We start from the raw sequence: 13,344 nt of genomic DNA, 5'->3' as shown, positions 1-13,344 counted from the left end.
GGCGCGAACCGTTTTTGTTCCTTGAAGAGGCCGTCCGCGGACGGCATGCGAGAAGACCATGCTCATTCAGGTACCGGATGTTCTCACCGCCGATGAGGTGCGCCACTGCCGTGCCGTTCTGGAGGCGTCGCAGTGGGTGGATGGCCGGGTAACGGCCGGCGACCAGGCGGCGAAGGCAAAGAACAACCTGCAGATCCCGGCGGAAAGCGCCGAGGCGGTGGCGCTGGGCGATCTCATCCTGCAGGCGCTCGGCCGCAACCCCACCTATAATTCCGCGGCACTGCCACTGCGCGTGCTGCCGCCGATGTTCAACCGTTACGATGTCGGCATGACCTTTGGTGCGCATGTCGACAATTCCATCCGAACGGTGCCGGGCACCGGCGGCATGCGCCTGCGCGCCGATGTCTCGACCACGATCTTTCTGTCCGATCCCGGGGATTATGAGGGCGGCGAACTGGTGATCGAGGACACCTTTGGCACGCATGCGGTGAAGCTGCCGGCCGGTCACATGGTCGTCTATCCCGCCTCCAGCCTGCACAGGGTGATGCCGGTGACGCGGGGCAGCCGCTGGGCCAGTTTCTTCTGGGCGCAATCGATGATCAAGGATGATGGCCTGCGTGCCATGCTCTACGATCTCGATGTGTCGATCATCGCGATCCGGGCCGAACTCGGCGACGAGAATCCGGCCGTGCTCGGCCTCGTCAGCCACTATCACAATCTGCTGCGGCGCTGGGCGGAACTCTGATGCCGGGCGAGATGCCACAGGTCGTCGAGGCTCAGCTGGCGCTGGCCCAGATGTATCTCGATCGGGGTGAGGCATCGACGGCGCTCGACTGGCTGCGGTCCGCTGCCCGCAGCGGCGAGCCGCGCGCGCTGAACATGCTGGGCCGGGCCTATGAGCGCGGCTGGGGTACGGTCGCCGATGCGCGCAGCGCCGCCGCCTATTTCCGCCGGGCGGCGGATGGCGGGGATGTCTGGGCGCTTTTCAATCTCGCCGATCTCTATTGTCGCGGCGAAGGCGTCGAGCAGGACGACACCGTCGCCTATGCGCTCTATGCGCAGGCCGCGCGCAAGGGCCTCGCAAAGGCGCTCAACATGCTGGGCCTGTTTCACGAAGAGGGACGCGGTGTGCCGCGCTCGCGTGTGGCGGCACGGCAGTTCTTCGAGGCCGGGGCGGAGGCCGGCGATTGCTGGGCGGCCTTCAATGCCGCCCGTCTGCTGGTCGAAGGCGGCGAGGTGGCGCGCGCTCTGCCGCTCATGGACAAGGCGCTGGAGACCGGTTTCGAGGATTTTCACCGGCATATGGCCGGTCTTCTTCTTGACCATCCCGACCCCCGCCTGCGGGCAATGGCCGTGCGTGCCCGCGCCCTGGCTGGCCGGGCCGGCCGGGAGACCGTGCCGTGATCGTGCCGGAGGACACGGTATCGCTGGCCGATTACGAGCGGCACTTCCGGGCGCGTGCGGCACCGGGTGTTGCCGGTTATGTCACCGGTCCCGCTGCCGATGGACTGACGCAGCGGGCCAACCGGGCCGCCTTCGATCGCCTGCGGCTGATGCCGCGCAGCCTTGTCGACATGCGCGGTGCAAGTGCGGCGCTCTCCCTGTTCGGCCAGGACATGCCCTATCCGATCCTGATCGCGCCGACCGCCTATCACCGGCTTGTGCATGCGCAGGGCGAACGGGCAACGGTGGAGGCGGCGCGCCTGACGCGCACGCCGATGGTGGTCTCCCAGCAGGCCAGCCTGTCGCTGGAGGAGGTGGCAGCGCCTGGCGGTGCGTGTCTGTGGTTCCAGCTCTATCTCAGGCCGCGGCGGGACGAAACGCTGGCGCTGGTGCGGCGCGCCGAAGCGGCCGGCTATCGGGCGCTCGTCGTGACCGTCGATGCGCCGGTCACCGGTATCCGCAACGTCGAACAGCGTGCCGGCTTTGTGCTCCCGCCGCATGTCAGCGCCGTCAACATGGCGGACATGATCGCCACCGAGCCTGTGACGGGGGCCGGCAGCCCGGTGTTTCGCGGCATGCTGGATCACGCCGCCCGCTGGGAGGATATCGCCTGGCTCAGGGAACAGACCCGGCTGCCGCTGCTTCTCAAGGGTATTCTCAATCCGGATGATGCCGATGAGGCCGTCGGCCTCGGCGTCGATGGCATCCTCGTCTCCAATCATGGCGGGCGCACGCTGGATACGCTTCCGGCAACCATAGAGGCGCTGCCGGCCATTGCCAGGCGGCTCCGGGGGCGGGTGCCGGTGCTGCTCGATGGCGGTATCCGGCGGGGTACCGATATCGTCAAGGCGCTTGCGCTCGGCGCACGGGCGGTGCTTGTCGGGCAGCCGGTGCTGCATGCGCTCGGCGTCGGCGGCATGGTGGGGGTCGCCCACATGCTGACGATCCTGCAGACAGAGCTGGAAGTGGCGATGGCATTGACGGGCCGGCCGCGACTCGCCGATATCGACGAGACGGTTCTGTTCGCCACCTGAGGGTGCGGCGGATCGAGTGACGGCTGAAGGGGCACGAAACATGGTCGAGATCAAGATGAAGACGCGCGTCACGGGCGCCACCGCAACCATGGCGGCGCGCGGCCATGCCTCGCTGGTGAGCGAGACGGGCGGTGCGCTGGATGTGACGACCGGCGTTTCCGACCCCGGCTTCAATCCGCTCGACATGCTCTATGCCTCGCTGGCAGCCTGCCTCGTGCTCAGCGTCAAGGGTGCCGTGGTGCAGTTGCACCTGCTCGATGGCTTCGAGAGCGTGACGGCCCATGTAACGGGCGAAAAGGCCCATGAGGGGCCGTCGCGGGTGGCGGCGATCCGGGCCGATATCCGCATTGCCGGCCCCTATACCGAAGAGCAGCGTGCCGAGATCGTCACGCTGGCGAAAAAGCTCTGCACCGTCAGCAACACGCTGTCGGTCCTGCCGGAGATTTCCGTCAGCGCGACGGCGGCCTGAGGCCGCAAGCGGTGCTTAATCGTCGTCGGGAATGAGGCTGTCGATGCCGAGCAACGTCAACTCGTTGACGACGCGGCCAACGCCTGGCACCCGCCGAACCTCCGCCACGATCCGTCGGGCAGTGGCTGCGTCATCCACCTCGCCCTCCAGTGTGACCGTGCTGCCATCGGCGCGCACGTCGATGGTCTCCATTGCAACGATGTCGAGGGCATCGATCGCATCGCTTACCCGCTCCTCCAGATCGTCGCTCTCTTCCATGCCGATGGTTGCGGGCGTGCGGCGGTCGCTCACCGGCTCCTCCAGGCCGGTGCTGTCGGCACTGTCCACCTGGTATCCCTTGTTGCGCTCGCGGTCGAAATTCGCGCTCGGATCGCCATAGGCGGCATTGTCGACGGGGCCTGCGCCCGCACCGGCCGGATCGGCATACGGCCAGCCGTCGTCGATGTTGCGGGTGTCGTAGTCGCGGTAGTCTTCTTCGCGGGAAATGTCGTTGACCGGCTTCTTCGACGCCATCTGTGCCTCCTGATGTTCTGTCAGGCGCATAACGCCGGCGAAGCCGGATGGTTCGCGTTCTGCGGTTGCAGTCGCGCAAAAGTGTGCGGGTGGCTGAGGGCCGGGAGGCTCAGCCGGCCTGCTTCTCATATTTGCGCAGCAGCCTGTCTCGTTTCAGCCGCGACAGACGCCGCGTCCAGAAAATGCCGTCCAGCTGGTCGACTTCGTGCTGGATGCAGGTGGCGAGAAAGCCGTCGGCCTCCGTTTCCTGCCAGCCGCCGTCGAGATCCTGGTAGCGAAGGCGGATACGGCCTGGCCGCTCCACCTCCTCGGTAAATCCCGGCATCGAGACGCTGCCTTCGGTAAAGCGCTGCAGCGGTCCGGAGGCCTCGATGACCGACGGGTTGACGTGGATGAGGACCGGCGCGTGTGGTTCGAGCCGGATGACGGAAACCCTCTGCAGAACCCCGACATGCGGGGCGGTGATGCCGATGCCGGGGGCCGCCAGCATGGTTTCCAGAAGATCGTCGGTCAGGTGACGCAGGGACAAGTCGAACTGTTCGACCGTGGCGGCCGGCATGGCGAGACGAGGATCGGGATAGCGGAGGATCGGTCTGACGGTCACGGCTTCTTCCATCTGGCGTTGCGGATCTACACGGGCGCGCGAAGGTTCCCGCAGGGCGTTCTAGCAGCTTGTCGGCAGTGCGTGCAGTCTTCCGGCACGGCCGTCCTATGCAATTGTTGACATTCGTCTTTTCGCAGCCATTCTGCCATCGGCAGCCAAGGGCGACCGACAGACGTGCAGGCGAGGGCGGGCATGACCAATATCGAAGAGGACCGCGTGCGCCATCATGTCGATGAGACGCATGAGGATATCTACGCGGAAGACGGTTCGGTTCGCAGCGATTTCCTCGCCATGGTCGGCGCGGCGATTGCCGACCGCGACCTGCTGTTCCTGCGTCAGAACGTGGCGAGCCTGCACGAATCGGAACTGGGCGACCTGCTCGAATCGATCCTGCCGGACCAGCGGCTTGCCCTGGTGCGCCTGCTCGGCAACGAATTCGACCTGACGGCCCTGACGGAGGTTGACGAGGCGATCCGTCTCGAGATCGTCGACCAGATGCCGAACGAGCAGATCGCCGCAGCCATTGGCGAACTCGATTCGGACGATGCCGTCTACATTCTGGAAGATCTCGACCAGGAAGACCGGGAAGAGATCCTGGCGCAACTGCCGTTTACCGAGCGGGTGCGCCTGCGCCGGGCGCTGGATTATCCGGAAAGCTCCGCCGGCCGTCGCATGCAGACGGAATTCGTTGCGGTCCCACCGTTCTGGACCGTTGGCCAGACCATCGATTACATGCGCGAGGAAGAGGATCTGCCGGACAGCTTCACGCAGATCTTCGTCATCGATCCGACCTTCAAGCTGCTGGGCGTGGTCGACCTCGACCGAATCCTGCGCACCAAGCGGCAGGTGAAGATCGAAGCGGTGATGCGGGAGACGAATTATCCCATTCCCGCCGACATGGACCAGGAGGAGGCGGCACAGCTTTTCGAGCAGTACGACCTGATCTCTGCCGCCGTGGTGGATGACAACGGCCGCCTCGTCGGCGTGCTGACCATTGATGACGTGGTCGACGTGATCCAGGAGGAGGCGGAAGAGGACATCATGCGCCTCGGCGGGGTCGGCGACGAAGAGCTGTCGGACACGGTGATCGATATCTCGCGCTCGCGCGTGCCCTGGCTGCTCGTCAATCTGCTGACGGCGATCCTGGCTGCCTCGGTGATCGCCCTGTTCGATGCGACGATCCAGCAGATCGTGGCGCTTGCGGTTCTGATGCCGATCGTGGCCGGCATGGGTGGCAATGCTGCCTCGCAGACCATGACGGTCACGGTGCGTGCGCTCGCCACCCGCAATCTCGACATCCACAATGCCTGGCGCGTCGTGCGCCGCGAGGCGGGCGTCGGCCTGCTGAACGGCCTGATTTTCGGCATTCTGATCGGCATTGCCGCGGGCCTCTGGTTCCGCGATCCCAATATCGGCGGCCTGATTGCCTCGGCCATGCTGATCAATATGATGGCGGCGGCCCTTGCCGGGATCATGATCCCGCTGCTGCTCGACAAGATCGGCGCCGATCCGGCGGTGTCCTCCGCCGTCTTCGTGACCACGGTGACCGACGTGACCGGGTTCTTCTCCTTCCTAGGCCTTGCCACCTGGTGGTTTGCGATCGGCTGAGCGCCGGTGCGCAGCCATCGGCGGCCCGCCTGGTCGCCGCATTGTCGCGCAAAATTGACTGTTACGTAAAAGTCAATTAAGTTGCGCGGGTGATGCAGGAAGCTGGCGTGAAAAAATACTATACCATTACCGAACTCACCCGTGAATTCGGCGTGTCGACGCGCACGCTGCGGTTCTACGAGGACGAGGGCCTCATTCACCCGGAACGGCGCGGGCGCACCCGGCTGTTTCGCGCCGCCGACCGGCGCCTGATCCAGGAAATCCTGCGCGGCCGGCGCATCGGATTCACCATTGCCGAGATCCGCGAGATCATCCAGGTCTACAAGGAGCCGCCGGGTGAGATGGGTCAGCTGAAGCTTCTGATGAAGCGCATCGACGAAAAGCGCGACGAGTTGCGCCAGAAGCGCAAGGACATCGACGACACGCTCAACGAACTCGACAATGTCGAGGAGGCCTGCCTGACGCGGCTTGCCGAGATCGGCGTCGGGACCTGATCGCGCCCCGCCTTCTGAAGTCCGGCATTCTCAGCGGCTGAGCATCGTGCATTCGCGTGCGGTGGCCTGCACCTTGTCCTGTCCGGCCGCGTCCAGCCTGCCCTCCAGCATCGGCTGGAACAGCGACTGGGCAATCAGGCGGTCGGGCATGCAGCCACAGAAACGGGTGCACAGGCCCGCCTCGTTGCCGTCATCAAGGCAGGAGCGCTCGCAACTGTGCGTGAAGCTTTCCAGCGGGTCGGGCGCCGGCGGCGGCGCGATCAGCGACGCGAGATAGACGAGACCGATCAGCACCGGCTGGTGCACGAGATAGAAAACGAGGCTGTGGCGCCCGAGACGGCTCAGCGCATTCGGCCGCTGCTGCAGGCGCGCCAGCCGTTCCAGACCGCCATGGGCCCGCAGCAGGCCGGCAACCGCAATGCCGCCCAGGACCGCTGCAATCCAGGGAAAGACCGGCACATAATCATTGGATCGCGGCATGGTGTCGGCAAAACCGATCCAGGCGAGAAGGCGGCTGTCGAACGCCTCGAAGCCAAGCACGCCGGGCATGAGCCAGGTGTTGAGGATCATCAATCCGGCAAGCAAGAGCGCCACCACTGCCGTCAGCACCGCCGGCAGGCGCAGGAAGGCAAGTCCGATCACGCTCGAAACGGCGATGTTGTGCAGGATGCCGAAGAAGATCCATTCCTGCGGCATGGCAATGCGGGTGGCGATGCTGATCAGCGCCGCCGCACCGGCGACCATGGCCAGGCGCTTGCGGAAGGATTGCCAGCGTATGCCGTCGCCATGCGCCAGCATCAGGCTGATGCCGACCAGGAACAGGAAGGAGCCGGCGATCATTCGCGCATAGATCTTCCAGGCCCCGTGCGTCGCGGTGCCGGATTCCAGATAGCCGAAGAATTCCAGATCCCAGGTGAAGTGATAGGAGGCCATCGCAAGGAGGGCCACGCCACGCAGGCTATCGATCACGGCAATGCGAGGGGTGCGGGTGGAAGGGCCCGAGGCGGGCGAGGCGGCATCGATGGAAGACAAGGTGAAACCTGAACTCAGTTGTCGGCGTGGTCCATGATGGCGCGCCGCGCTTCGGAAAAGAACTGGCGCCGGATCAGCACGAAGATCACGAACAGCGTGGATGCCATGAACATATAGGGCCCGATGAACCAGCCGAGATAGCCGATCGACAGAAAAATCGTGCGCAGGCCGGCATTGAAATGGCGTGCGGCGATGACATTCATCCGCACCACCTGATCGGCGGCACGTTCGGCGGCAACCCGATCCGAATTGGTCTCCTGCGTCATGGGCAGCGCACCGAACAGGATGGTGCAATAGTTGAACAGGCGGTAGGACCAGCCGAACTTGAAGAAGGAATAGCCGAACAGCGCCGTCAACCCTACAACCTTCGCCTCGAAGGCGGCCCGCCCGCTATATTCCACGAAGGCGAGGTCGCGAAAGACCGCGTCGACCTGGTCGGTCGCCCCGAGCAGGGCAAAGCAGCCGCCGATGGCGAAGATCGAGGTGGAGGCGAAGAAGGCCGTGCCGTTCTGCAGCCCCGCCATGATCTGCGTGTCGATCATCTTCAGGTCACGCTTCAGGGAATTGTAGATCCACTGGCGCCGACGCTCGGCCATTGCCTGGTTGAGGCTTCGCCGCGGCAGCACGGGTTCGCCACTCGTGAGCCACGAATAGCCGATCCAGAGGATTGCAAACAGGAGCAGGGCAACATAATCGAGCGTAGTCATCTGGCGTCCGCGGCGAATCCGGTGTCTGAGGCATGTCATGCGTCAATTGCAGGCGGATCACAAGCCGCCCTGACGCCGTCCGCTGCCAGTCTGGCGCAAGTCCGGGATGCCACTGTGCAGGCCGATATCGCCGGTTGCGCAGATTGAGGCGAAAAAGTGGTGAACAAGTCCCACTTTGCAGTTGCGAAATGTAAACGTCATTAATATAGGGTTAAGCGTTTCTGCGCACACTTTCCGGTGTTCGCCATTGGAGTCATCATGGAAGACAGCATTCAGAAGTCCTGCTGGGGCGTGACGGTAAAGGCCCTGGCCGGTTTTGCCGGTATTCTCGCACTGGCCTATCTCTTCGGAAGCATCTGACGGGACCGGCACGACCGATCCTCGCCCGCAACGGCAAGCAGCGACGTCGGCAGGACGGCTGCCTGTCGCATCCATTCCATCCCGTGTCGGCCCCCCACCTGACTTTGGCCTTTGACAAGGCTAGGTTTCGTGCGAATTGACCTCAAAGCCTCCGGGATTGCGTGCTCATGTTTCTGTCCGTATTCGACGTCTTCAAGATCGGTGTCGGCCCTTCCAGTTCCCACACCATGGGACCGATGTCGGCTGCCAACCGTTTTCTGGATCTCATCCTGTCCGACGAATGGCCAAGGCCGGCCGGTGCTGCGGTGCGGCATCTGAAGGTCAGCCTGCACGGTTCGCTGGCGTTTACCGGCATCGGGCACGGCACGGGCAGGGCGGTGATCCTCGGCCTGATGGGCGAGGCGCCGGACAGTGTCGATCCTGACCGGATGGAAGAGATGCTGGAAACGGTTGAGCGCCAGGGGCAGGTCACTCCGCCCGGCCATCCGGCCTATCTCTTTCAGCCGAAGGATGATCTGGTCTACGACAGGAAGCTTACGCTTCCAGGCCATGCCAACGGCATGCGCTTTACCGCCCATGACCGCGATGGCCGACTGCTGCTGTCGCGCATCTACTATTCCATCGGCGGCGGCTTTGTGGTGACCGACACCGAGCTGGAGGCCATGCGGGGGGCGCGGGCGAAATCCGTCGACAAGGTGCCCTATCCCTTTGCCACGGCGCGCGAGATGCTGGAGATGGCGCGCGGGTCCGGGCTCGGCATTGCCGCGATGAAGCGGGCCAACGAACTGACGAAGATGAGTGCCGCGGAACTGGACGAGGGGCTCGACCGCATCTGGGCGGCCATGAGCAATTGCATCGACCGTGGCCTCAAGGTGGAAGGCATCATGCCCGGCGGATTGAAGGTGAAGCGCCGCGCCAAGGCGATCCATGACAAGCTGACGGACGAGTGGCGCAGCAACCGGCTGAACCCGTTGCTCGCCAATGACTGGCTGAGCGTCTATGCCATGGCGGTGAACGAGGAGAATGCCGGCGGCGGGCGGGTCGTCACCGCGCCGACCAATGGCGCAGCCGGCGTCATTCCCGCCACCATCCGCTATTTTCTGCATTTTCACGAGGACGCCAACGAGGAGGATATCCGCACCTTCCTGCTGACGGCGGCCGCCATCGGCGGCATCATCAAGCACAATGCCTCGATTTCCGGCGCCGAAGTCGGCTGTCAGGGGGAGGTGGGCTCGGCCGCCGCGATGGCGGCGGCGGGGCTTGCCGCCGTGATGGGCGGCTCTCCGGAACAGATCGAGAATGCCGCCGAGATTGCCCTGGAACATCATCTCGGAATGACCTGCGATCCGGTGGCCGGACTGGTGCAGGTGCCGTGCATCGAGCGCAATGCGCTCGGCGCCGTCAAGGCGGTCACCGCCGCTTCGCTGGCAATCAAGGGAGATGGTACGCATTTCGTTCCGCTCGACGCGGCCATCGAGACCATGCGCCAGACCGGCAACGACATGAGCGAGAAGTACAAGGAAACCTCGACCGGCGGCCTTGCCGTCAACGTGGTCGAATGTTGAGGGCGGGCCCGTCGAGACGGGTTCCGTCTTGACCTTGCCCGCCGAAACCGCTTCAAGCAGGCCATGGCACTTCATCTGATCAAGCTTTGCGTCGGCGCCGATTCGCTCCAGGATCTTCGAGACTGGGTGAGCGAGCGCTGCATCACCGCCATGGCCGCCGGCCTTGCGCCGCACACCACCCATACGACGCGCATGGTGCCGAAACGGGTGGATGAACTGCTGGACGGAGGCTCGCTCTACTGGGTCATCAAGGGGCAGGTGGCGGCCCGCCAGCCGCTTCTCGACATCCAGACCTTCACGGGCGCGGACGGCATCGGCCGCTGCAATCTGGTGCTGGGACCCGAAGTGATCGAAACCGCGCCGCAACCGAAGCGGCCATTCCAGGGCTGGCGCTATTACAAGCAGGAAGACGTACCGCGGGATCTCGGTGCGGTCGGCGAGGATCTGGCTGAAATGCCCGAGCATCTGCGGCGAGAACTCGCCGAGCTTGGGCTGCTCTGACGATAGCCGCCGGTGGTTTCAGCGGCGGCGGAGCACCTTTGGTGGAAGCAGGCTGCCGTCAGCGCAGGGGCAAGCGTTCGGCACTGTCTGAAAGCGCAACAGGACGCAATCTGCGTCCTGCCGTCCATTGCATCAGCGAAGCTTCATGTAGATCGGGGCACGTCCGGAGCGTGCGGAGACATGCAGGTGGATCTGCGCCTCCGGCTGTGAGTGGCGCCAGGCGCGGGCGCCGTGGCACAGCAGCATGCCGACGAGATCGCGCGTGCGCTCCTTCGGCTTGGGGATGCCCATGCCTGCGAGCCGCATCGCGGCCTCGTGCAAAGGGTGCAGTGCACCCTGCATCAGCTTGCCCTTGCTTCCTTCGGGCAGGTGAAACTCGATGTTGTTCTCATTCATCGCCATGACGACCTCGTAACGCAAGACAATCGAGGGGCTGGATTGGGCGGCCTCAGCCACCCGGCCGGGCCGGCTGAGCCGGCCCGGCGGTGATTACTGTTGCGACGCCCAGCACTGGACGCCCTTCTTCTTCAGGGCATTGCAGGCATTGACGGCAGCCTTCTGGTCATCGAAGCCGCCGAAGCGTGCGCGGTAGAGCTGGCTGCCACCGGTATTGACGGCGACCGCGAAGGGCTTGGCGGAGCGCAGTGCATGACCGCCCTTGTCCTTTGCGCCTTCCAGCAGATCCATGGCGCGGTCCTTGCTGTCGGAAACGCCGATCTGGATCACCCAGCCATCCGGCAGCTTCGGCGAGGAGGATGCGCGGGTGGAGGCGGTGGTGACCGAATCGGTGTCGACCGGTGCCTCGTCGCGGGCAGCGACCTGCGGCGCGGGTTCCGGCGCGCGCGTCGGCACGGCAACGGCCGGACGGCTCATTGCCGCAGTCACGGCAGCGGCAGCGCCCTGCGACTTCGGTTCGGCGGCGTAGGCGGAAGCGCCGGCAAGCTTTTCCTGCGGCAGGCGGCCGGTCGGCGCCGGCGCCGTCGTCGGCAGCTCGGCTTCGGCAACGACTTCGGTCACGGCAGCGCGCAGACCGGGTTCCGGCTTGACAGGGACCGGAACGGAGGCGGCGGCCGGCGGCGAAAAGCTGCGCGACTGGGCGATGAGATTGCTCGTTGCACCCTTGGATGCCTTCGGCAGATAGGTGGCAACCAGCTTGCGCATCTGTGCATCGCGGGCAGCCGAACTGCTGCCGCCGAGCACGACGCCGACGATGGAGCGGCCATCGAGTTCCGCAGACGTGGCAAGGTTGAAGCCGGCCGCACGCGTATAGCCGGTCTTGATGCCGTCCACGCCGCGAACCGTGCCAACCAGGCGGTTGTGGTTGCCGATGGTCTGCTTGCCGAACTTGAAGACGCGCGTGGAGAAGTAGCCGTAATACTGCGGGAAGTGCTGGCGCAGTGCGATGCCGAGCCGTGCCTGATCGCGAGCCGTGGTCATCTGTGCGGTGTTCGGCAGGCCGTTGGCGTTGCGGTAGGTGGTGCGCGTCATGCCAAGCGCGCGCGCCTTGGTGGTCATCATCTGCGCAAAACGTTCCTCGGAACCGCCGATCCGTTCGCCGAGCGCCGTCGCCATGTCGTTGGCGGAGCGCGTGACAAGCGCGAGGATGGCCTGTTCGACGGTGGTCGAGCCGCCGGCACGAACGCCGAGCTTCGACGGCGGCTGCGAGGCGGCATGCGCGGAGACAGGCACCGGCGAATCCAGCGTCAGACGGCCGGCCTCAAGCGCTTCGAAGGTGAGGTAAAGCGTCATCATCTTGGTCAGCGAGGCGGGATAGCGAAGGGAATCGGCGTCTTCGCTATAAAGGACCTTGCCAGTCTTCGCATCGACGACGATGCCTGCATATTTTGGATTGGCTGAGGCGGGCTGCATGCCAAACAGCAGCGTCACCATGAACACTACGACTAAACCAGCGACTTTCGTGATCATCGAGGCACCATCCCGTGACGGGGATGTTGTGTTGACCTTATTCAGCACAGCGGCACTCACTCATTGCATGTTATCGTTATCCGGGCGCATCCCGGCAGTATGCGTGTTGCGCACCTTAGGCCGACAGCGTTACCAAGTGGTTTATGATGAACGGCAAGTTACGATTTTTGCCGGCAATTTACCCTTCGATGGCGCGAACCGGAGCAAAGCGGTTCGCCACATGCGTGCCGAAGGCGGCATCAATAAGGAGCCAGAGGATTTTTCCGCGGCATTGGATGGAAGGGCGAGAGTTCCGGACGCAAGGCCGGCAACGAAAACGCGGCCCGGTGGGGCCGCGGCGTCGAGGAAGTCGGCAGGTCTGGCGCGACCGGCCAAAGACTGATCAATGAGTCCGGCCTTTAGCGGCGCACGCTGCTGACGGCGGTGGCGCGCCCGTCCTGCAGACGAACCCACTTGCCGGGATCGTCCGCCGACTGTCGCTTGAGATAGGTGTATTCGGTCTCCGACCAGAGCATCACGCGGTTGCGCATGTTGTCCAGGATGAAATCGCCGCGATCGGTGCGCACTGTCAGCACCGCATGACCTTCGCCATTCGGCTGCAGCACGACGGTCATCAGCAGGTCGGATGGATCGAAACCTTGCTCGATCAGCATCTTGCGTTTCAGCAGCGCGAAGTCCTCGCAGTCGCCGACGGTGCGGGGATAGTCCCAGCGCTCCTCGACGCCGTAGATTTCCTGGTCCGTCATGGGCTGGATCGAGGTGTTGACGGTATAGTTGACGTCGAGGATCTTGCGCCAGCTTTCCTCTGTAAGGATCATCGGGCCGAGATCGCCCGAGGTCTCGACGCATTCGCTCTGATGCGACTGACAGAATTCATAGTGGCCGATCGGCGGATTGGCCTTGCCCGTGATGCGCATGCTGGCGGCAAAGCCGAAGGCGGACTGCGTGGACAGAATCGTGAGGCACAGGGCGGCAAGGCCAGTGCCGATGCTTCTTGCGTGCGACATGCGGGTTCTCTCCTTTGGTGGGAGAACAATGGCATGTCCGGTTTGATCGACCGCGAAATTGCGTAGTAAAAACAACTGCTT

15 protein-coding genes are annotated in these 13,344 nt (G+C 64.3%); 8 read left to right on the top strand and 7 right to left on the bottom strand.

Annotated features, from left to right (window positions below; all coding sequences use genetic code 11):
• Positions 1 to 58 precede the first annotated feature (58 nt).
• Genes KLP42_RS09590 through KLP42_RS09575 form a run of 4 tightly spaced genes read left to right on the top strand, consistent with a single transcriptional unit; the run spans position 59 to position 2,946 of the window.
• Positions 59 to 745 (top strand): Fe2+-dependent dioxygenase, encoded by a 687-nt coding sequence (locus tag KLP42_RS09590; protein WP_215566148.1) that lies wholly within the window; start codon positions 59 to 61, stop codon positions 743 to 745.
• Positions 745 to 1,404, top strand: a complete 660-nt coding sequence (locus KLP42_RS09585) for a tetratricopeptide repeat protein (protein ID WP_215566146.1) — start codon at positions 745 to 747, stop codon at positions 1,402 to 1,404. Before KLP42_RS09590 ends, KLP42_RS09585 begins: the two co-directional genes overlap by 1 nt.
• Complete coding sequence (locus KLP42_RS09580) at positions 1,401 to 2,477, top strand: alpha-hydroxy acid oxidase (protein WP_215566144.1); 1,077 nt, start codon at positions 1,401 to 1,403, stop codon at positions 2,475 to 2,477. The genes KLP42_RS09585 and KLP42_RS09580 overlap by 4 nt, the downstream gene beginning before the upstream one ends.
• 40 nt (positions 2,478 to 2,517) lie before the next feature.
• On the top strand, positions 2,518 to 2,946 hold the full coding sequence (locus tag KLP42_RS09575; protein WP_215566143.1) for an OsmC family protein: 429 nt from the start codon (positions 2,518 to 2,520) through the stop codon (positions 2,944 to 2,946).
• 15 nt (positions 2,947 to 2,961) lie between these two features.
• Here the strand turns inward: KLP42_RS09575 and KLP42_RS09570 are convergent, their stop codons facing one another.
• Entirely contained in the window at positions 2,962 to 3,459 is a 498-nt protein-coding gene (locus KLP42_RS09570; RefSeq protein WP_215566141.1) for a BON domain-containing protein, read from the bottom strand.
• Positions 3,460 to 3,568: 109 nt separating this feature from the next.
• Positions 3,569 to 4,063, bottom strand: a complete 495-nt coding sequence (locus tag KLP42_RS09565) for a peptide deformylase (RefSeq protein ID WP_215566139.1) — start codon at positions 4,061 to 4,063, stop codon at positions 3,569 to 3,571.
• A gap of 192 nt (positions 4,064 to 4,255) precedes the next feature.
• Here KLP42_RS09565 and mgtE point away from each other — a divergent pair, with 192 nt between their 5' ends.
• Complete coding sequence (mgtE, locus tag KLP42_RS09560) at positions 4,256 to 5,671, top strand: magnesium transporter (protein WP_215566137.1); 1,416 nt, start codon at positions 4,256 to 4,258, stop codon at positions 5,669 to 5,671.
• Between the two features lie 92 nt (positions 5,672 to 5,763).
• Positions 5,764 to 6,165 carry a MerR family transcriptional regulator gene (locus tag KLP42_RS09555; protein WP_215566135.1) on the top strand — a complete coding sequence of 134 codons (402 nt, stop codon included), beginning with the start codon at positions 5,764 to 5,766 and terminating at the stop codon, positions 6,163 to 6,165.
• 30 nt (positions 6,166 to 6,195) lie between these two features.
• Here KLP42_RS09555 and KLP42_RS09550 read toward each other — a convergent pair whose 3' ends face one another.
• Both KLP42_RS09550 and KLP42_RS09545 read right to left on the bottom strand, forming a co-directional pair.
• Positions 6,196 to 7,188 carry an acetyltransferase domain-containing protein gene (locus KLP42_RS09550; RefSeq protein ID WP_215566758.1) on the bottom strand — a complete coding sequence of 331 codons (993 nt, stop codon included), beginning with the start codon at positions 7,186 to 7,188 and terminating at the stop codon, positions 6,196 to 6,198.
• Between the two features lie 23 nt (positions 7,189 to 7,211).
• Positions 7,212 to 7,904, bottom strand: a complete 693-nt coding sequence (locus tag KLP42_RS09545) for a DUF599 domain-containing protein (RefSeq protein WP_215566133.1) — start codon at positions 7,902 to 7,904, stop codon at positions 7,212 to 7,214.
• A 527-nt stretch (positions 7,905 to 8,431) separates the two neighbouring features.
• Between KLP42_RS09545 and KLP42_RS09540 the strand changes: the two genes are divergently transcribed.
• Both KLP42_RS09540 and KLP42_RS09535 read left to right on the top strand, forming a co-directional pair.
• Positions 8,432 to 9,829, top strand: a complete 1,398-nt coding sequence (locus tag KLP42_RS09540; RefSeq protein ID WP_215566131.1) for an L-serine ammonia-lyase — start codon at positions 8,432 to 8,434, stop codon at positions 9,827 to 9,829.
• 63 nt (positions 9,830 to 9,892) lie between these two features.
• The gene (locus tag KLP42_RS09535; protein WP_215566129.1) at positions 9,893 to 10,330 is read left to right on the top strand and encodes a DUF1489 family protein; all 438 of its coding nucleotides are present in this window, start codon (positions 9,893 to 9,895) and stop codon (positions 10,328 to 10,330) included.
• A gap of 132 nt (positions 10,331 to 10,462) precedes the next feature.
• Here KLP42_RS09535 and KLP42_RS09530 read toward each other — a convergent pair whose 3' ends face one another.
• The 3 genes from KLP42_RS09530 to KLP42_RS09520 form a co-directional block, all read right to left on the bottom strand.
• Positions 10,463 to 10,732: a hypothetical protein gene (locus tag KLP42_RS09530; RefSeq protein ID WP_215566127.1), complete on the bottom strand. Its 270-nt coding sequence runs from the start codon at positions 10,730 to 10,732 to the stop codon at positions 10,463 to 10,465.
• An 87-nt stretch (positions 10,733 to 10,819) separates the two neighbouring features.
• Complete coding sequence (locus KLP42_RS09525; RefSeq protein ID WP_215566756.1) at positions 10,820 to 12,199, bottom strand: D-alanyl-D-alanine carboxypeptidase; 1,380 nt, start codon at positions 12,197 to 12,199, stop codon at positions 10,820 to 10,822.
• Between the two features lie 455 nt (positions 12,200 to 12,654).
• The gene (locus KLP42_RS09520; protein ID WP_215566126.1) at positions 12,655 to 13,263 is read right to left on the bottom strand and encodes a transglutaminase-like cysteine peptidase; all 609 of its coding nucleotides are present in this window, start codon (positions 13,261 to 13,263) and stop codon (positions 12,655 to 12,657) included.
• Between the last annotated feature and the right edge of the window lie 81 nt (positions 13,264 to 13,344).

The organism is Rhizobium sp. CSW-27, from assembly GCF_018760785.1.
Lineage (GTDB): Bacteria > Pseudomonadota > Alphaproteobacteria > Rhizobiales > Rhizobiaceae > Neorhizobium.
Note: the sequence above shows the minus strand (reverse complement) of the source record. Positions and strands in the feature narration are given on the sequence as shown.